The 18920-nt window shown below is 70.5% G+C and carries 19 protein-coding genes; 10 read left to right on the top strand and 9 right to left on the bottom strand.

Going from position 1 to position 18920, the window contains the following annotated elements; translation table 11 throughout:
* The first annotated feature begins 63 nt into the window (after positions 1-63).
* Positions 64-525 (top strand): pyridoxamine 5'-phosphate oxidase family protein, encoded by a 462-nt coding sequence (locus ASD84_RS21040; protein WP_235531255.1) that lies wholly within the window; start codon positions 64-66, stop codon positions 523-525.
* Here the strand turns inward: ASD84_RS21040 and nhaA are convergent.
* Positions 476-1879 (bottom strand): Na+/H+ antiporter NhaA, encoded by a 1404-nt coding sequence (gene nhaA, locus ASD84_RS21035; protein ID WP_056715154.1) that lies wholly within the window; start codon positions 1877-1879, stop codon positions 476-478. The two genes, ASD84_RS21040 and nhaA, sit on opposite strands and share 50 nt — an antisense overlap.
* Positions 1880-1978: 99 nt before the next feature.
* Here nhaA and ASD84_RS21030 point away from each other — a divergent pair, with 99 nt between their 5' ends.
* The 6 genes from ASD84_RS21030 to ASD84_RS21005 are packed head-to-tail and all read left to right on the top strand — an operon-like array spanning position 1979 to position 7413.
* Positions 1979-2380 (top strand): phage holin family protein, encoded by a 402-nt coding sequence (locus ASD84_RS21030; RefSeq protein WP_056715151.1) that lies wholly within the window; start codon positions 1979-1981, stop codon positions 2378-2380.
* A 24-nt stretch (positions 2381-2404) separates the two neighbouring features.
* Entirely contained in the window at positions 2405-3271 is an 867-nt protein-coding gene (locus ASD84_RS21025) for a fructosamine kinase family protein (protein ID WP_056715148.1), read from the top strand.
* 12 nt (positions 3272-3283) lie between these two features.
* Positions 3284-4612 carry a hypothetical protein gene (locus ASD84_RS25600; protein WP_056715145.1) on the top strand — a complete coding sequence of 443 codons (1329 nt, stop codon included), beginning with the start codon at positions 3284-3286 and terminating at the stop codon, positions 4610-4612.
* A 48-nt stretch (positions 4613-4660) separates the two neighbouring features.
* On the top strand, positions 4661-5371 hold the full coding sequence (locus tag ASD84_RS21015; RefSeq protein WP_056715142.1) for a response regulator transcription factor: 711 nt from the start codon (positions 4661-4663) through the stop codon (positions 5369-5371).
* Between the two features lie 25 nt (positions 5372-5396).
* Entirely contained in the window at positions 5397-6815 is a 1419-nt protein-coding gene (locus ASD84_RS21010; RefSeq protein ID WP_235531256.1) for a sensor histidine kinase, read from the top strand.
* The gene (locus ASD84_RS21005) at positions 6808-7413 is read left to right on the top strand and encodes a hypothetical protein (protein ID WP_156392299.1); all 606 of its coding nucleotides are present in this window, start codon (positions 6808-6810) and stop codon (positions 7411-7413) included. Before ASD84_RS21010 ends, ASD84_RS21005 begins: the two co-directional genes overlap by 8 nt.
* Here ASD84_RS21005 and ASD84_RS21000 read toward each other — a convergent pair.
* The 6 genes from ASD84_RS21000 to ASD84_RS25365 all read right to left on the bottom strand — a co-directional run bounded on the left by ASD84_RS21000 (position 7410) and on the right by ASD84_RS25365 (position 14904).
* Positions 7410-8294, bottom strand: a complete 885-nt coding sequence (locus ASD84_RS21000) for a catalase family peroxidase (RefSeq protein ID WP_056715134.1) — start codon at positions 8292-8294, stop codon at positions 7410-7412. The genes ASD84_RS21005 and ASD84_RS21000 overlap by 4 nt on opposite strands.
* Before the next feature lie 16 nt (positions 8295-8310).
* Positions 8311-9591: an anthranilate synthase component I family protein gene (locus tag ASD84_RS20995; RefSeq protein ID WP_056715131.1), complete on the bottom strand. Its 1281-nt coding sequence runs from the start codon at positions 9589-9591 to the stop codon at positions 8311-8313.
* A 27-nt stretch (positions 9592-9618) separates the two neighbouring features.
* Positions 9619-10194 carry an anthranilate synthase component II gene (locus ASD84_RS20990; RefSeq protein WP_056715128.1) on the bottom strand — a complete coding sequence of 192 codons (576 nt, stop codon included), beginning with the start codon at positions 10192-10194 and terminating at the stop codon, positions 9619-9621.
* Between the two features lie 337 nt (positions 10195-10531).
* Positions 10532-12457 (bottom strand): anthranilate synthase family protein, encoded by a 1926-nt coding sequence (locus ASD84_RS20985; protein WP_056715124.1) that lies wholly within the window; start codon positions 12455-12457, stop codon positions 10532-10534.
* Between the two features lie 95 nt (positions 12458-12552).
* Complete coding sequence (locus tag ASD84_RS20980) at positions 12553-13044, bottom strand: hypothetical protein (protein WP_056715121.1); 492 nt, start codon at positions 13042-13044, stop codon at positions 12553-12555.
* Positions 13045-13098: 54 nt separating this feature from the next.
* Complete coding sequence (locus ASD84_RS25365) at positions 13099-14904, bottom strand: CHAT domain-containing protein (RefSeq protein ID WP_162251574.1); 1806 nt, start codon at positions 14902-14904, stop codon at positions 13099-13101.
* A 210-nt stretch (positions 14905-15114) separates the two neighbouring features.
* Between ASD84_RS25365 and ASD84_RS25360 the strand changes: the two genes are divergently transcribed.
* Positions 15115-15531, top strand: coding sequence for a hypothetical protein (locus ASD84_RS25360; RefSeq protein ID WP_162251573.1), 417 nt, complete (start codon positions 15115-15117; stop codon positions 15529-15531).
* Positions 15532-15739: 208 nt separating this feature from the next.
* A complete protein-coding gene (locus ASD84_RS20965; RefSeq protein ID WP_162251572.1) occupies positions 15740-17164 on the top strand; it encodes a S8 family peptidase in 1425 nt (474 codons plus the stop codon).
* A 152-nt stretch (positions 17165-17316) separates the two neighbouring features.
* Here ASD84_RS20965 and ASD84_RS20960 read toward each other — a convergent pair whose 3' ends face one another.
* Positions 17317-17793 (bottom strand): hypothetical protein, encoded by a 477-nt coding sequence (locus ASD84_RS20960; protein ID WP_056715108.1) that lies wholly within the window; start codon positions 17791-17793, stop codon positions 17317-17319.
* Entirely contained in the window at positions 17793-18386 is a 594-nt protein-coding gene (locus ASD84_RS20955) for an RNA polymerase sigma factor (RefSeq protein ID WP_200954720.1), read from the bottom strand. Before ASD84_RS20955 ends, ASD84_RS20960 begins: the two co-directional genes overlap by 1 nt.
* Positions 18387-18576: 190 nt before the next feature.
* Here ASD84_RS20955 and ASD84_RS20950 point away from each other — a divergent pair, with 190 nt between their 5' ends.
* Positions 18577-18906, top strand: coding sequence for a hypothetical protein (locus tag ASD84_RS20950; protein WP_056715103.1), 330 nt, complete (start codon positions 18577-18579; stop codon positions 18904-18906).
* Positions 18907-18920 lie beyond the last annotated feature (14 nt).

The raw sequence follows: 18920 nt of genomic DNA, 5'->3' as shown, positions 1-18920 counted from the left end.
GGTCGGGGGTTGCAACGGCCGACCGGCGCAGGAACTGCCTCTGCCACGTGACACTTGGGACCCGTGGGACAGTGGGCCATCGTCGAGACCCCCGCAGGAGGAACCGTGCCCGTCTGGCACCCCGTCGACTGGTTGGCCCTGCCGCCGACGCTGACCGACTTCTGGACCGAGCGCCACCTCTGCACGCTGAGCACGCTCGACCGGCACGGCGCACCGCACGCCGTCGCGGTGGGCGCGACGGTCGACGTCGAGCAGCGGTGCGCGTGGATCATCACCAGCGGCGCATCGCAGAAGGTCGCCAACCTGCGCCGCGACCCGCGCCTGTCGGTGACCCAGGTCGACCGAGCGCGATGGTCGTCGATCTCCGGCACCGCCGAGGTCCTCGCGGACGAGGTCTCGATCGCCCGGGCGTGCGCGATGTACGCCGGCCGCTACCGCGACCCCCGGCCGAACCCCGAGCGGGTGGCGGTGCGGATCACGGTCGAGCGGTTCCTGGGCTCGTCGCAGGTGATTCCGCCTCGCTGACCTCGTCGCCGTCGCGCGACCCGGCGAGCAGCAGGGCGACACCCACCACCGCGGCCACCACCGAGGCGAGCAGGATCCCGACCTTCGCGTCGTCGGTCAGACCGGGCGAGTCGGGGTACGACAGGCCCGCGATGAAGAGCGACACGGTGAAGCCGATGCCGGCGACCGCGCCGACACCGAACAGCTGGCCCCAGCTGGTGTCCTCCGGCATCCGCGCGACACCCAGCCGGATCGCGAGGAAGCAGGCAAGGGCGATGCCGAGCGGCTTGCCGAGCACCAGGCCCGCACCGATGCCGAGCGCGACGGTCGAGGACAGCGCATCACCCAGCGCGCCGTCGCCCAGGGCCACGCCCGCGTTGGCGAGCGCGAACACCGGCAGGACGACGTACGACGACACGGGGTGCAGGCGCGACTGGAGCCGTTCGGCGATGGGGACCGACTCGGCGAGCAGGAACCGCATCCGGTGCAACTCCTCGGCGTCGAGCTCGTTGTCCCGGAGCGCGCCGGTCGCGAACTCCTTCGCGACGTCGGGCTTGAGCAGGGCGACGGCCGGGGTCAGCAGGCCGATCGCCACGCCGGCGAGCGTGGCGTGCACGCCCGACTCGAGGACGGCGAACCAGATGGCGATGCCGAGGACCCAGTAGACCGGGATCGCCCAGACCCGGGCGGCCCGCAGGACGGTCATCACGACGAGCAGGCCGACGGCGATGCCGAGCCAGCCCCACGCGAGGTCGGCGGTGTAGAACACGGCGATCACGATGATCGCTCCGATGTCGTCCACGATGGCCAGCGTCAGCAGGAACAGGCGTGCGGCCGACGGGATCCGGCGGCCGAGCACGCCCAGGACACCGACGGCGAACGCGATGTCGGTCGCCATCGGGATCCCCCAACCGGCTCCGGCCTCGCCGCCACCGGCGATCGCCACGAACAGCAGGGCGGGCACGGCCATGCCGCCCACGGCGGCCACGATCGGCAGCGCCGCGGTGCGCGGGTCACGCAGGTCGCCGTGGACCAGCTCGTACTTGATCTCCAGGCCGACCACGAAGAAGAAGATGGTCATCAGGCCGTCGTTGACCCAGTGCTGGAGGGACTCCTCGATCCGCCAGCTCCCGACGTCGAGCCCGATCGGGGTGTGCCAGAAGTGGTCGTACCCGGCGGCCCAGCCGCTGACCGGGAGGTTGACCCAGAGCAGGGCGATCACCGTCGCGGTGAGCAGCAGGATCGATCCGGCGGACTCGACGTGTAGGAACTCCCGCACCGGGCGGCCGACGTACTTGGCCAACGGCTTCTCGCTGGCCGTCCAGACCGGACCCTGGCGCCACAGGTCGTCGGGTGAGCGGGGGGATTCGGGCACTGAGGCCTCCGGGATCAGGCGGGCAGGGGCGATCGTCTGCCGACCAGACTTCCCGGCTCACCTGACAGGGAGTGTATCGATGTCGGTAAGGTCGGCCGCATGGCCATCGAACCGATCCGGGAAGAGCCCACCATCGGGCGCCTGATCAAGGACGCGCAGACCGACTTCTCCACGCTCATGCGCAAGGAGATCCAGCTCGCCAAGTCGGAGCTCAAGGTCAGCGTGACCGCAGGCGGGATGGGCGCGGTCTACCTCGGCGCTGCCCTGTTCGTCCTGACCCTTGCGATCATCATGCTCTCGATCGCCATCGCGTTCCTGATCCACTGGAACGGCGACGGCCTCGACCTGCACTGGGCTTTCCTGATCGTCTTCGGGTTCTACCTGCTGGTCACCGTCTTCCTGGGGTGGCTCGGCGTCCGGAGCTTCAAGAAGGTCAAGGCGCCCGAGCGCGCGATCGAACAGGGTCGAGAGATCCCGCGCGCGCTCAAGGGACAGGCCTAGACCCCGAGGACCTGGGAGGCCCTGATGGCGCGGCAACCGGTCGTCGCCGGTCGGGCTGAGCAACTGCTCGGCTCCTCCGTGGTGGCCACCGCGCCCGTGGCCGGCGGGGACGTCTCGACCGCCGTCAAGCTGCGCCTCTCCAACGGCAGGACGGCTCTCTTCAAGACCCTCGGTACGGCGCCGCCGCACTTCTACGAGCGCGAGGCCGCCGGGCTGCGGTGGCTGGCCGAGGCCACCCCCGGCGGCGGCGTCCCGACCCCCGAGGTGATGGCGGTCGCCGACGACTGCGTGATCCTGCAGTGGATCGAGACCGGTCGCCCGGGCGCGGAGGCCGCCGGCCGCTTCGGCCGGGCGCTCGCCGCGACCCACGCGGCTGGCCCCGACTTCTTCGGGTTCGACGCCGACGGCTACATCGGTCGGCTGCCGATGCCGAACCGCCCGGCGCCGACATGGGCGGAGTTCTACGCCGAGCGCCGGATCGCGCCGTACCTCAAGGTGCTGCGCGCCAAGGAGATCGTCAGCGCCGAGGAGGGCGCCACCATCGAGGCAGCCGTCGCCCGCGGCCCCGAGATCCTCCCCGTCGAACCCCCGTCCCGCCTGCACGGCGACCTGTGGAACGGCAACGTGCTGTGGACCAACGACGATCGTGCGGTCGTGATCGACCCCGCGGCGTACGGCGGACACCGCGAGATGGACCTGGCCATGCTGGCCCTCTTCGGCCTCCCCCAGCTGCCCCAGGTGATGGCGGCGTACGACGAGGTCGCCCCGCTCGCGGACGGCTGGGAGGACCGGCTCGGCTTCCACCAGCTCTTCCCGCTGCTCGTGCACGCGTGCCTGTTCGGTGGCCAGTACGGCGCCCGCGCAGCCAAGGTCGCGTCCCGCTATCTCTGACAGACTCGCGACGTGGCCCTCTCGGACGACCTGACCGACCTCCTCGCGCGCACGGGCACGGGGATCCTGTCCGACGCCACGAGCTTCGGGGCGGCGCTGGACGACTTCCTCGCCCCCGAGACGGCCAGCCGGGGTGTGCTCAACCTGCTCGTCGACGCCGTACGACAGGGAGCGATCGACCGGCTGCAGCGCGACATCGCCCACGGGGCGGCACCGCACATGGCGGTGGCGGCGGCCGGGGACCAGCTCGCGCGTGACCGCGCGGCCACCGACGTGGCTCCCAGCAGGTGGGCCGTCGCCGTCCTCGGTGTCGCTCTCGGCGTGGTCGGCCGCGACGTGCTGGACGCCCAGACGGCACCCGCCCAGTCCTCGGTTCCCCACCCGGCTCCGGCTCCTCCGGCGCCTTCGATCCCGCCGCCCACGGCACCGCGGCCGTTCGCTGCACCACCCGCCGCGCCACCTGCCGCACCGCCCGCGTGGGGGCCACCGTCACGCCCGGCGCCTCCGCGGCGTCGTACCGGGCTGATCGTCGCCGCGGTCGTGCTCGCCCTGGCGCTGGTGGGCGGCGGTACGACGGCGGCGATCCTGATCGCCCAGGACGACCCGTCCGCCCGACGTACCGACCCGAACACGGACGGTCCCACGACGGACGGGCCGACCACGGACGGGCCCACGACCGACAGCACGACGGACGTTCCCTCGGTGGCCGACGAGTTCGCCATCGCGGAGCTGATGGAGCAGGTCGCGCTCGACTCGTTCCCGGGGGCGGTCGATCCCGTGGTCACCGCACGCTCGTGGAGCGTCGCGTCCACGAACCTGAGCGACGGCTTCCCGCGTGAGCTCGCCATCGGTGAGCGCGGCGACGCGACCAGCTGGTCGGTCCGCACCACCATCGACATCCGCCGCCTGGACATCCGCGCCGAGCACGAACCGAGCGACGGCGGGTCGTACTACGACTGGTCGTGCGACGACTTCCAGTCCGGCGGGGACGTGCTCGCGAAGTGCACCGAGGTCGAGGCCAGCGACGGCCGCACGGCCATCGAGTACTGGTACATCAACAACGCCATCAACAGCGCGTCGCACAACCTCGTCCTCCCGGCCGACCGCGCGACGGGGAAGCTCGAGGTCTTCGTCGGCGAACGGCTCGCCGAACCGCCGGCGGGACTGACGATCGAGGACCTGGAGGAGAAGCTCCAGCTGAGCAGCAGGGCGATGCTCGAGATCGCCGAGGACCCGCGGCTGCGCCTGCCGCTTCCCTCGACGTTGCCACCGCTGCCCAGCTACGCCTTCTGCATCAACGCCGACCCGCGCCCCGCGGAGTGCCCGGACGACATCAGCTGACCGCGCGGCTCTCAGGACGCCTTCAGGCCGATCGGCCATGATGGTGTCGTGTCCCGCCCTGTTCCGCCTGCCCGCGTCCTCGTCGTCGATGACGACCGCGCGGTGCGTGAGTCGCTGAAGCGCTCGCTCGTCTTCAACGGGTACGACGTCCACCTGGCCGGCGACGGAGCCGAAGCCCTGGCGGGGATCGGTGCGCTCGCGCCCGACGTGGTCGTCATGGACGTGATGATGCCGAAGCTCGACGGCCTCGAGACGACGCGTGCGTTGCGCGCGGCCGGCAACGACGTACCCGTCATCGTGTTGACCGCCCGGGACGCCGTGGGCGACCGGGTCGAGGGTCTCGACGCCGGTGCGGACGACTACCTCACCAAGCCGTTCGCGCTCGAGGAGCTGCTGGCCCGGCTGCGCGCACTGCTGCGCCGGGTCGTCCCCGCCGAGGACGGCGCCGAGGAGGAGGTGCTCTCGTTCGCCGACCTCACCATGAACGTCACCACCCGCGAGGTGCTGCGCGGCACCCGCCACATCGAGCTGACCCGTACCGAGTTCACGCTGCTGGAGATGTTCCTGCGGCGGCCGCGACGGGTGCTGGACCGCTCCTTCATCCTCGAGGAGGTCTGGGGCTACGACTTCCCCACCACAGCCAACTCGCTCGAGGTCTACGTCGGCTACCTGCGCCGCAAGACCGAGGCCGGCGAAGAGGCCCGCCTGATCCACACCGTCCGCGGCATCGGGTACGTGCTGCGCGCGACGGAGTCGTGAGCGGTCGTGAACCGGCAGTGAACGAGTGAGCGCCTGGAGCCTGGTCGCCATGCGGCCGGGCAACGACGGCCGCTGGCACTACCGTCGTTCGCTGGCCAGCCGCGTGATCTGGCTGACGACGATCGCGGTCGGCCTGTCCGTCGCGCTGGTGGCGGTCGGTGCGTACTTCACCGCCCGCGTGCAGATGCAGGACGCGCTCGACGACTCGCTCCTGGACCGCGCCAACAAGGCTGCCGCCACCGACACGCTGCTCGAGGTGGGCGCCCGCGGGGTACCTCCCTGGGCGCTGGGTGCGGCCGACGTACGGATCGCCTTCCTCGACTACAAGGGCAACCCGGCGATCCTCGACCGCGGCCCCGCGATCGAGCTCGGCACTCCGGAGATCGAGGTCGCCAAGGGCGAGCACTCCTCCAGCCTGCGCACCCTGTTGATCGCCGGTGAGCGGTACCGCGTGGTGGCGGTGCCGACCCAGCAGGACGGCATCGCACTGATCATCGCCCAGCCGCTGGAGGACCAGGACCGCACCCTGTCCCGGCTGGGCTGGGTGACCATCGCGTTCGGTGCCTTCGGTGTGATCGTCGCCGGGCTGGCCGGTTGGGCGGTGGCGAGCAACGGCCTGAGACCGGTGCGCAAGCTCACCGACTCGGTCGAGCACATCGCGCGCACGGAGGACTTCACCCCACTGTCCGTGGAGGGCGACGACGAGGTCGCCCGGCTCGCGACGGCGTTCAACCACATGCTGGTGGCCCTGGACGCGAGCCGGATCCGGCAACGGCAGCTCGTCGCCGACGCGAGCCACGAGCTGCGCACCCCGCTCACGGCGCTGCGCACCAACGTCGACCTGTTGACCATGACCGCTCGCCAGCCCGACGGCCTGCGCAACCTGCCTGCCGACGCGCGCGAGGAGCTGCTCGACGACGTCCAGGCCCAGATCGAGGAGCTCACCACCCTCATCGGCGACCTGACCTCGCTCGCACGCGACGAGCCGATGCCGATCCAGGTCGAGCCGGTCGACCTGGCCGACGTGGTCGACCACGCCATCCAGCGGGTACGACGACGCGCGCCCAGCCTCGTGTTCGAGGTCTTCACCCGTCCCTGGTGGGTGATCGGCGAAGCCGCCGAGCTCGAACGTGCCGTGACGAACCTGCTCGACAACGCCGCCAAGTGGAGCCCGGAGGCCGGTCAGGTGACGGTGCGCCTGAGCGACGGCGTACTGACCGTCGACGACCAGGGGCCGGGGATCAACGAGGCCGACCGCCCGCGGATCTTCGACCGGTTCTGGCGCTCGCCCGACGCCCGCACACTGCCCGGCTCCGGCCTGGGCCTGGCGATCGTGCGCCAGGTCGCCGAGCGCCACTCCGGCTCCGTGCACGCCACCGCCAATGCAAGTGGGGGGGCGCGGATGGTCCTGCGGCTCCCCGGACGGGAGAAGAACGATGCGTGACACGAAGTGCGGGGGTTTCTCCCGCGAAGTGCGGGGGTTTCTCCCTCGAGGTGCGGCGGTTGCGGTCGCCGTACTGCCCCTGCTGCTCGCCGGCTGTGGCGGCGAGGACGTCGGCGCGAAGCCGGACCTGCCGACCGAGACGCCCGCACTGTGGAACCCGTGCGACGCCCTGGACCCGGCGTTCGTCCTGAAGCACTTCGGCTCCACGGTGACCGAGCACGCCGGGACACCGACCGTGCCGGAGTGCCGCTTCGCGCCCGCAAAGGACTCGGGCGAGGCAGCGCTGACCGCGAACTACCAGCTCTTCGGCGGCAGCCTCGACGACTTCTGGGAGAAGATGGGCCAGGCCGCGGGCGCCGACGTGCGTGAGCCCACCGTCCCCCTCGCCGATGCTGCCCGGATCGTGGTCGACGCGGCGAAGGACCAGCTCTACGTCACCGGGTTCGTGCAGAACGGCACCCTGTTCGAGGTCGTCAACGTCGTCGACCCGTCGCCGTACGACGAGGAGCGGGCCGTGCGCGGTGTCGAGGCCACGCTCGCGGCACTCTCCGCCCACGCCGACGAGTCCGGCGCCGGCTCGCCGAGCCCGGCGAGCTAGAGGCGGCGGTTGACGCTCTCCGAGTAGGCGCCCGGGCGGAACAGCAGGATCGGGTCGTCGGAGAGCCCGATGCCGTCGATGACGCGGGTGGGGTCGAAGACGGTGACCTTGCCGTCGGTCTCCGGGTCGGGCGCGGTCGCGGTGACCTCGATCGTGCCGGCGTCGAAGGTCTCGACCCCTCGCCACACCGACATCGGGTCGTGCGGGTCGTCGCCGTCGGACGCGACATTGACCACGAGGGTGAACCGCACCGGGCCGGACGCGAGACGTGCCTCCATCTCGTCGAAGAGCCGGTCCGGTCCGTCGTACTTCCCCTCGGGGCGGCCGGCCTCCTCGTCGAGCGGACGCAGGACGTAGCGCACCCAGCGTTCGATCCCCGTCGGCGAGGTCCAGAGGTAGGCGTGGATGGGGAAGAACGTCGCCTCGGCGAAGCTGCGCGGCGGGACCAGCGACCCGGCCTTCGCGTTGACGGCGAGCGCGGGCAGCGCGCTGGGGTGGCGCAGCAGGAACCCGGGCAACGCTGACGGCTTCCGCGCCGCCTCGACCATCCGGACGAACGCTTCGGGAGTACGAACCGGGAAGCGCGGCGCGGTCTGCCCCAGCAGGTCGGTCGCGCCGTCGGGATGGCGGAAGGACACCGCCATGCCGCGGACGTCCGGCGCCTTGTCGGGCGACTTCGGGTCGCCCCCGCCGTTGGACCAGCGCACCAGCACGGGCACCGGGTCGCCCTGGAGATGGGCGGCCTTCCCGTGCTCCGCTGCAGCGGGTGTGGCCGTGAAGGTGCCCGTGTAGAAGCGGCCCTTGGCGTGCAGGGAGCGGGCGCCGCCGTGCGCCCCGAAGGCCGCCTGGATCCGGTCGATCGCCTCAGCGGGAGTCACCATGAGGGGACGCTACTACTTACGGCAGGATCGCTTGCAGGAGTCGCTCGGCCTTCCACCGCGTCTCGTCGTACTCGTCGTCGACCTCGCTGGCGACGGTGATCCCGCCGCCCGTACCGAGGACGTAGTCCTCGCCCGCCGTGACCAGGGTGCGGATGATGACACCGAGGTCCGCGCGACCGTCGCCGGAGATCCAGCCGAACGCGCCGCTGTAGGCACCCCGCGGGGTCGCCTCGACCTCCTCGATGATCTCCATCGTGCGCAGCTTCGGGGCACCCGTCATCGAGCCAGCCGGGAAGAGCGCACGCAACGCGCCGACCGTCGTGACGTCGTCACGCAGGTGGCCGCGCACCGTCGACACGAGCTGGTGCACGGAGGAGTACGACTCGACCTCCATCAGCGTCGGCACCTCCACCGTCCCGACGTCACACACCATCGCGAGGTCGTTGCGGAGCAGGTCGACGATCATCAGGTTCTCGGAGCGAAACTTCGGGTCGCTGGCCAGGTGGTCGCGCGCCGCGGCGTCCTCGTCCGGGGTGCTTCCGCGCGCGGTGGTGCCCTTGATCGGCTTGGTCTCCAGGGTGCGGTCAGCCGTGACCAGCGCATACCTCTCGGGCGACGAGCTCAACAGCCACGCCTCCGCCCCTGCGACGTCGTGCTGGAGGTAGCCGGCGTACGGCGCCGGGTTGAGCGTGCGCAGCCGGAGATAGGCGCCCGCGGGGCTGAGCGTGCTCGGCGTCCGGGTGCGATAGGTCAGGTTGACCTCGTACGAGTTGCCGGCGTGGAGGTGCTCCTGGACGGTGGTGAAGGCGGTGGCGTAGACGGTGGGGGCCGTGGTGTCGGAATCCCCGGGCGCCCGGGGATTCCTGCGCCTGTCGGGGGTTGCAACCCCCGACAGGCGCAGGAACTGCCCGTCCGGCACGTGGTCGTACTCCCGGATGTGCGAGGGCCGCAGCCACACCGCGTCGGGCAGGTCCGGGTCGGGCAACGCCGGCATGTCGGGACGCGCCGCGTAGCCGAAGTACCCGAACCACTGGTCGCTCGGCGTGCCCGCCGCCAGCTCCTGCTCGAGTACGACGAACGGGTCATCCCCCACGACCTCGGACCGTCCACCCTGGTGCCGGGTGACCTCGCGGGCAGCCGCCGAGTAGCTCAGGGAGACGTCGTCGTCCTCGAGCCAGCCGATCAGCGACTTGCGCCGCGACCAGTCCCGGGCGCCGCCGCCGTCGAGCCAGACGCAGCGCGCATGGCGGGCCTGGATGCGGGCGAACGCCTCGGCGGGGTCGCCCTGCGTCACCATGCGACAGCCACCAGGGTCACAGCCGGGTCACCACGAACCGCAGCCGAGGAAGTTCGCGATCAGCTGTGCCCCGTGCTCGGTGAGCACGGACTCGGGATGGAACTGCACGCCCATGATCGGCAGCGTCGTGTGTTCGACGGCCATGGTCAACCCGGTCACCTCGTCGACGGCCGTCACCCGCAGCACGTCGGGCAGCTCGAGCGCGGCCAGTGAGTGGTAGCGGATCGCGGTGAACGGGTCCGGCACTGCGACAAACAAGCGCGACCCGTCGTGCTTGACGGTCGCCGCCACGCCATGGCCCGGAGCCACGCGATCCACGCGGCCGCCGTACGACGTCACGATGCCCTGCATGCCGAGACAGACACCGAGCACGGGGCGGGTGCCGGCCAGCAGGACTTCGCGACCGACCGCGAAGTCCCGCTCCACAGCGGGGTTTCCGGGTCCGGGCGACAGCACCACGAACTCGTGGGCCAGCACGTCGACAGCTGACACCTCGTCGTGCTGCACCACCGTCGGCAGCTCCCCCGTGACGCCGGCGATCAGGTGCACCAGGTTCCACGTGTAGGAGTCGTGGTGGTCGACCACGACGACGTCGGGCGTCACAGCGCTGCCGCCAAGTCCTGGCGGCGTACAATTGAAGGAAGGAAGCGGGACGGCACAGGTAGGCACTGAGCCGTCCCGCCCCTGCTTATGGCTTCCGACGGAAGCGGTCGATCACCTGGATGATCGCCCACACCGCTCCGGGCATTGCCAGCAGGGTTGACACGACAACCAGCATCGCGCCCTTCCTCTCCACCGGACCTTCCGGTGAAGCAGCTGGAATTCCGCGGCGCGCACCTCGGCTCGATCACGCGATCGCAAGAACTCACGGACCCGAGCGTGCCCTCCGGAGCTGCGCAGCGCCACCGGTCGCACCGCAACCTGTGGATGACCGCGTGTTTCACAGCAGGACGGCAGACACCAGGTCGTGCACGATGTCGAAGCCGCGCTCGGTGAGGATCGACTCGGCGTGGAACTGGACGCCCCGGTAGTGCGAGCCGGTCAGCGCGTGCACGTCGCCCGACTCCGGGTCGGTGTCAACGCGCACACCCTCGGGCAGCACGGTTTCCGGACCAGGGCGACCGACGAACGTGTTGTAGAACCCGACCTTCGCGGGCTTGCCGTCGAGCAGCACGGCCGCCTGGGTGCCCTGGAACACAATGTCCTTGAACGCCAGCGGGATGCCCAGCTGGTGGCACAGCGTCTGGTGCCCGAGACAGACCGCGAGGAACGGCTTCTCGTTCTCCAGCAACCACTGGACCGCGGCCCGCATCCGCAGCATCTTGGGGTCGTTGTCGTCGCCGGGGTCGCCGGGGCCGGGGCCGACGATCACCAGGTCGTCACCGTCGAGCGCGCCTTCGACGTACGCCTCGTGCCGCACCACCCGGCTGCTGATCCCCATCCGGGTCAGCATGTGGCGCAGCATGTTCACGAAGTCGTCCTCGCCGTCGAGGATGACGGCGGACTTCCCGATCAGGCGCGGGTCGACCGGCGTACCGGCCTGGTCGGCGAGCCAGAAGCTGGAGAGCCGGTTGTTTCGGCTGTTGAGCGCGATCAGCACCTCTTCGTCGGCGACCAGGGTCGCGACGTCCGTGGTGGGGATCGGCGCCGGCGGGACGAGCCCGAAGGCGGACAGGATGCCGCCGGCCTTGGCGTGCGTCTCCGCCACTTCATACGACGGCACGGAGTCCCGCACGAGGGTCGCACCCGCGGTCACCTTCAGCGCTCCGTCGATCGAGACGTCGGCCGTGCGGATCACGATCGGGCTGTCCACGACGGGCTCGCCGTCGCTGTCGCGGCCGAAGAGGGCCAGCGCGGCGCCGTAGTAGCCACGACCCTCGGGCTCGTACTGCTTGATCAGCCGGCAGGCGTTCTCCACGGGCGAACCGGTCACCGTGGCGGCGTACATCGTGTCCCGCAGGACCTCGCGCACGTCGCGCGAGGTGCGCCCGGCGAGGAGGTACTCGGTGTGGATCAGGTGCGTCATCGGCTTGAGGAACGGGCCGAGGACCTGGCCGCCCTCGGTGCAGATGTCGCACATCATCTTGAGCTCTTCGTCGACGACCATGAAGAGCTCGTAGATCTCCTTCTCGTCCTTGAGGAACTCGCGGAGCCGGGCCTCGGTGCTGCGCGTCTCGCCGGCGGGCGGGCGCAGGTGGAAGGTGCCGGAGATGGGGTTCATCCGGACGTCGCCGCCGTGGACGCTGACGTGGCGCTCGGGGCTGGCGCCGACCAGGTAGCGGTCGCCGGTGAAGAAGAGGAAGGTCCAGTAGGCACCGCGCTCGCGCTCGAGCAGTCGGCGATAGACCGTGAGCGCGACCTCGGCGCTCCAGTCGGCGACGACCGCGCGGTAGTTGCGGCCGATGACGAGGTTGGCGCCCTCGCCCTGGCCGATCTCCTCGCCGATGATCGACTCGACGATCTTGGCGTAGTCGTCGTCGTCGATGTCGAAGCCGCCACGGTCGGTGAACTCGACCGGGACCTCGTCGATCGCCGCGATCACGTCGGCGACGGAGAACTCGTGCTCCGCCTGGACGTCGACGACCACCAGCGGGGTGCCGTCGTCGTGCGCCTCGAAGCCGCGCTCGGCGACCTGACGGAAAGGTACGGCGACCAGCCGGTCGCAGATGTGCCCGGCCTCGGGGACGCCGGTCTCGAGCGGGATGTCCATGATCGACTCGGCGGTGCTGCGGGTGCCGCCGAGGACGCCGACGGTGTCGCGATCACCTGCCCGCGTCGAGCGCCGGATGATCGCCCACGCCTCGTGCCCCTGGATGGCCGTGATGGCTTCCCGGGCAGTGAGCGTGGCGTTCGGCTTGTCAGACATGGCCGAAGCCTATGCGGGCCAGGGGTCGGGCCGCCGCCCGGTTTCGCCCTGCGGCCGTTGGGCCACCGCTGGGCTACCGCTGGGCTACCGCTGGGCTACCGCTGGGTGCCCCGCCACCGACCGGCCAGCCCGCTGCCGATGAGCAGCGGCGCCACGAGTCCGAAGAGGAAGGGCGGGTTGGCGAACCAGAAGTACGTCGACGGCAGGTCACGTGAGAAGTCGTAGAAGCTGGCGAGGTCGACCACGAACCAGAGCAGCGGCACCAGGCCCCACAGGAGCCCGGCGAGGACCGGCTCGAGGCCCGAGACGCGCGCCGTGAGCGCCACGACCATCAGCACCGCCCCGCCGGCGAACATGAGCACGAGCCAGCCGATGCCCGCGGAGCCTTCCCCGAAGTTGATCGCCCGTTCGCGGAGGTACTTGCCGCCGCCGTAGTCGAACATCACGATCCCGATCGGCGTCGCGCCCAGGGCGATCACGACGCTGACGAGGTGGCGCAGTGCCATCGACTGGCGGCCGGTCCGTGGCGCGGGAGCGAACGCAGCGGATGGCGGTGGGGGCAGGTACGGCGATCCCGGTTCGGTCATGGAGCCGATCCTGCCCTTCCCCCGAGCGATCCGAAACCAGCGCCGCGCGGTCGGTCAGACGCCGAGGGCGACGAATGCCGCGGCGGTGGCGGCCTCGACCGAGCCGGGTACGGCGGCGCGTCGTACCTCGTGCAGGGCGGTGGCCGGGTCGCGACCGGCGGCGAGGGCGGCGTGCAGGTCGACCATCAGGTCGGCGGTCGCGACGTCGTTGACCTCGGCGACGCTGCTGACCAGGCCGGCCGTACCGAGAGAGAACAGTGCCGCCGCCAGTCCGAGCAGTTCCTCGGCGCCAACGGGGGCGAGCACACCGGACTCGCAGGCGGAGAGGACGACGCGGTACGGCGCCCGCTGGAGCCGCTCGAGGTCGTGGACCGTGAGCGGGCCGTCGGCGAGGTCGAGCGCGGAGAACAGCGGACTGTCCGCGCGGAAGTTTCCGTGGGCAGCCAGGTGCACGAGGTCGGCACCGTCGAGCTGGGCGAGCACTGCCTCGAGCGTTGCGTGGGCACCGTCGAGGAGTACGGCGTCCGGGTGGCGTTTCGCGAGGACGGGCACCTCCGCGCCACCGGTCGCGAGGCCCGGCCCGCAGATGAGGACGGTCCGCGGATCCTTCGGTCTCTTGGCTGCGCGGGCTCGGAGCAACTGCCCTGCCGACGGCACCACGCTGAACGGTCGGTCGTGGAGCGCCGGGAGCAGCGCCCATGGGAGTCCGTGCAGCCGCGCGGTCGGGGCGATCACCACCAGCCCCTCCGGGATCAGCCGTACGGCGTCCCCGAGGATCGCGTCCTGCAGCCGCTGCCCGAGTGCGGTCAGGTCGGCGGGCCGACCTCGCGAGGTCCGGCGCAGCAGCATCGCCGCGGGCCCGAGCAGCTCCGCGATCTCCGTGGTGCCCCCAGCAATCCGGCGACGCACCTTCCCGCCGTGCACGACCAGCACATGCAGCGTGCCGTCGACGTCGACCAGTTCCACGAGGCACCCGTCGCCGACGGACGCCACGACCTCCTCGGCGCTGACCGGTCGCTGCCGCTCGACGGAGTCCGCCGACAGCGTGTGGTGCTCGGCCCGCACCGCCCGCTCGAGCCGCAGCCGCTCCTTCTCCAGGTCCTCGGTCGGGTCCCCGTCCTGGCGGGCCTCCGCGAGTCGACGTCCGTTGTCGCGCAGGGCAGCCAGGGAGGCCGGGATGGTCGCAGCGTCGGACGTCGCGGGTGGCTGGGCGAGCGCCGTGGCGCGGGTGCGTTCACTCCAGCGGAGCAGCGTTCGGGGGTCGGTCGCGGCATGGCGGAGGGCGATCGTGGTCAGCTCGCGGCCGTGGGTGGTGGCGAGGGCGCGGAGCTCGGAGGAACCGATCAGGCGGCGGTGTTCGTCGATCGCATCGAGCCCGGCGGCAGCTGCCCGCAACACCCCTCCCCGATCCGCCGCCTCCTCGCGAGAGAGGGCCTGCGCGTGCCATGCACCCGCACGCACCAGCGCATTGGGGTGGCTCCGGTACGACGCTGCCGCTGCCCAAAGACCCGCAGCCTCCAGAGCTGGGCCGACCTGGCCGGCGAGCGTCAGCGCCAGCGGCGCCTCGATTGCGCGTTCCTCATGGAGCTCCTCGGCCACGACCCGCGCATCGCGCGCGAGTCCCCGCGCATCGCCGATCGCAGACCGGGCACGGACGGCCGTCAGCCGTGCTCGGCGTTGGAACCACTCCCGGCCCTGACGACGGAACATTGCGCCGGCCTTGCGCGCCGCGTCGATCGCTGGCTCCGGTTGCTGGATGGCGATCAGGGCATCTGCGAGAGCAAGGTGGCGCTCGGCGTCAAGCGCGGGCGTGAGCCGGAGGTCGTCCCTGCCGAGCAGCGACACCGCGTCTGCCGCCAATCCCGCCGCAAGATAGCCAACCGCCAAGCTTCCGACGACCTCGAACCGAAGACGGCCTGAAGCATCACTCTCATCAACCGACTGGGTGAGGCGCCGCAGGCCACCAGAGATGTCCCCCCGGGCCATTGCGATCTCACCGAGGTTCGTTAGGGCACTGAGCCGATCCGTGGTGTCTCCCAACCCCTCCAGAATTTCTGCGGCTGCCGTCGCATGGAGGTCAGCCGCGTTGACCCGCCCCAGCACGAGTTCTATGTGGGCAAGCCACAGGTGGGAACGTGCTTCCCAGACGCCGTTGCCCGCCAGCCGGAACTCATCAAGTGCACGCTGCATGACCGGCCTGGCTTCAGCGCATCGACCCAGGGTCGTGAGCACGCCGGCCTGCCTCATCGCTACCTTTGCGGCGGTTTCGCCCGTGGCACCGGACAGGGCTCTTTCGAACTCGACCAAGCCGGTGCTCGGGCGCCCCGCAAAAACCAATGTGGCGCCGAGTGTCGCCCGAACGTCACTTTCCCGGTTCGCGATCCCACACCGGATCGCCGCTCGCACTGCGGCGCGCAGGATCCCGATCGCCGCGCCCGTCTGACCGCTGTCGCGCAGCACTATCCCAAGCGCCTGACCGGCAAATGACCGAAGTAGATCGTCCGGGTCGCCGTCGAGAATCGCGCGCGCCCGTTGTCCCGCCTCAGCCGGGCTGTCGATCGCAAGATCCAGGAGTTCCTGCATGGCTTCCTCGATGCGTCGAGAGCACGGCTCTTTACGGGCGGTTCCGGGCACCACTACGTTAGCGGCGGCGGTGGGGACAGACCGCCGTACCTCCGAACTCCCAGGAGTGTCGATGAATGAGCCGGACCGTCCCCCCTTGTCCCGCAATCCGCTGAGGTCACTGCTCGAGTGGCTGCGACGCCAACGCAGCGGAGGCCGTACCCCCGTCAAACCCGGACGCACTGCGGAGCAGCTCCAGCGCGAGAAGCTGCGGGTCCAGGTCGGTGTCATTCGCCGGGCGTTCCGCGGCGACGTCGCGGGCGCTTCGAGCCGAGGCGGCGAGCGCGCCGCCGACGATGCCGACACCGCCTATCTCTTCCGTCCGGATCACCTTCTGGTCAGGAATGACCGGAGAGAGGATTTCGCGCGCTTCTTCGAACAGCGCCGTGACGATTTCGAAGAACCGATGGAGTGGCCCGAGGACTCAGTGATCGACGGCCTGATGCTGGTCCCCATACCGAAGCGTCGCGACCGCATGGACTCCGTGCTGCGCACTCTTGACGAGATGGACCGGGAATTCGGCGATGGCCAGGTCGCCGCTCCCGACCACATCCTCTACGTGACGAGCCGGCCGAGCATGTGCCCCGCCACCGAACCCGAGGAACCGCCCACCCACGAGCCGTGGCCACCGCAGGCCGCATCCGGTGGCGAGGTCGCGGCGCAGGACAAGGTACGAGTGTCCGTGGTCGACACCGGGCTGTGGAAGGACGCCGTCGGCAGTCCGGTCAGTCCTTGGCTCGAGGCCGACGACGTCTTCGCCGACGCCACTGACCTCGAATCGGTGAGTCAGTCCGCGATTCACGCGTACGCAGGCCACGGAACCTTCGTCGCCGGAGTGATCAGCTGTCTGGCTCCCGAGACACGAGTCGAGGTCGAAGGGGTGCTCACCCACGGGGGAGCGGTCTACGAGTCGGCGATCTGTCGACAGCTTCGCGACGCCCTCGAGGACCCCGAACCCCCCGAAATCATCAGCATCTCGGCCGGAACGCACACACGCAACGGACTCCCCCCGTTGTCGCTTCTCTTGCTGGCCCACAGATACGAACTGGCCGGCCGGAGTGACGTACTGATCGTGGCTGCGGCAGGCAATGACGACACTGACGAGCCCTTCTGGCCGGCCGCCTTCGACTGGGTGGTCGGCGTCGGTTCGGTGGACCCCGACAAGAAGGTGTCCGACTTCTCCAGCTACGGCAAGGGCTGGGTCAACGTCTACGCCCGCGGTCGCGATCTGGTGAACGCGTTCCCCATCGGGACCTACACCTGCCACGAGCCTCCGAACGAGACCAAGGTCCGCCACTTCAAGGGTCTGGCCCAGTGGAGCGGTACCTCGTTCTCGACCCCGGTCGTCACCGGACTGATCGCCGCGGAGATGCGCGCGAACCGCAAGCCGAACCCCATGTCGGCGCGGGACGCGTGGAATGCCGTCCTGAAGACGGCGATCGACAGCCACGACACGCGCATCAACGAGGACATCAAGATCGTCGGTCCGCTGACCTGAGGCGTCTCGATATGCGCCGCCGCTTCGTACCTCGCGGCGTCGCTACTCGACGAGCTTGGCGCCCGGGGTCTCGAGACGGTTGCTGCGCCTTGGATCGAGGAGGTCGCGCAGCGACCGTCACGAGATCAACCTCCTCGACCAACGGGCGGGGGCTACAGGGTGACCCAGGGGGTGGTCAGCGACCACTCACCCCGGGTGACCTCGAACCGCACCGAACCCGGCCCGACGTCGGAGAACCGGAAGAACCCGGCGGCGTCCGCCTCGACGGTCACGTCGTCGGCGTCGGGGCGGCGCAGCACGACCACGGCAGCGCCCGTTGCATCACCAGCCGCACCTTCCGCGATCACCTCGCCGAGGACCTGGTCCCCGTCGATCTCGATCTCCAGGGTCAGGCCGCTGCGACCGAAGGACAACGACCGCGGTCCCTCAGCAGCCGAGCGCACGGCTGCCCCGGCCTCGAGGGCGGAGTCGTGCAGCAGCTCGGCCAGCTCGGTATCGATGGTGCGCCAGGTGAAGGCAGCCTGCGCAGCGGCACGACGGCGGTCGACGACGGAAGGGTCGGTCTCCGTCACGGCTTCGGCCAGCGCGGACATCAGCTCGTCGTCGGTCAGCTCGTCCCAGTTGGTCATCAGCTCATCCCTCCCACGAGATCCGGACCGAGACCGCGCAGGGCGCGGGTACGTCGTAGTTGTTCGAGCGCTCGCGCCCGGGTGGGGCCGATGCTGCCGATCGGGATACCGAGGCGCTCGCTGATCTGCTCGTAGCCGACCGGAGGGTCGGTGAGCAGCAGGAGCAGGAGCTCGCGGCGGGCTGCCGGCAGCTCGGCCATGGCCTCCCGCAGCAGGTGGCAACGCTCGGCGACGAGCAGGTCGTCGTTCGCGATGTCGTCCTCGACCGCGTCCAGGCCGCCTCCGCCGACTGAGTCCTGGGGGTCGACAGGACGGACCCGGCCCCGCGCGGTGAGGAGGCGCAGGCACTCGTTGCGGGTCGTCGTACGGATCCAGCCGGGCAGGGCGTCCGGTTCACGGAGCGCTCCGAGGTGTTCGACGAGGCGCAGCCACACCGTCTGGCTGACGTCGTCGCCGTCGGCCTCGGAGAGCCGGTAGCCACGGACCAGGGCGTTGACGAGGGGCAGGAACCTCTCGACGATCGCGTTCCAGGCATCTTGGTCTCCTTCACGTGCCGCGGGGACGAGCGTCGACAACGGCGTCGTCACATCCACTCCCGACCTCCTCATCCAGCATGTGCAGGAATCCCTGTCGGAAGCATCGTCCCGCACATAGGACCTGCGAACCAGTGCCGGTGATACGTCGAAACGCGGCCAACCGCTCCCGTATCACCGACGGGCCCCCACACCTCTGAAAGGTGCGCGGTGACTCCCCACCGCCCGCTGCCCGGAAGAGGTACGGCGCATGACACTCGAACTCAGCTACATCGCAGCCACGAGCCGACTGGACCGGCTCGATCCCACCGAGCGCTCGCTGCTCCGGGTGATCGCGCTCGGCCAGTCAGGGGCCGACACCGACGCCCTCGTCGCGGCCCGGCTCGGCATCACGCTCCAGGAGGCAACGGCCCTGTCCACGGCCCTCTTCGACGAGCTCGGGCTGCGGCCGACGCCGTATCTCGGCAGGCACACGCTGGCGAAGCTCGCCCTGCGCCACGCAGGTCGCAAAAAGATTTCCGAAGTCGGCGTATCAGCGGGGGGTGGCCGTTCCTCCTCCTTTCGTGAAACCGAGCGGTGACTCCCCACCGCGCT

It is taken from the genome of Nocardioides sp. Root682 (assembly GCF_001427795.1).
GTDB lineage: Bacteria > Actinomycetota > Actinomycetes > Propionibacteriales > Nocardioidaceae > Nocardioides.
This window is presented reverse-complemented; position numbering and strand designations above follow the sequence as displayed.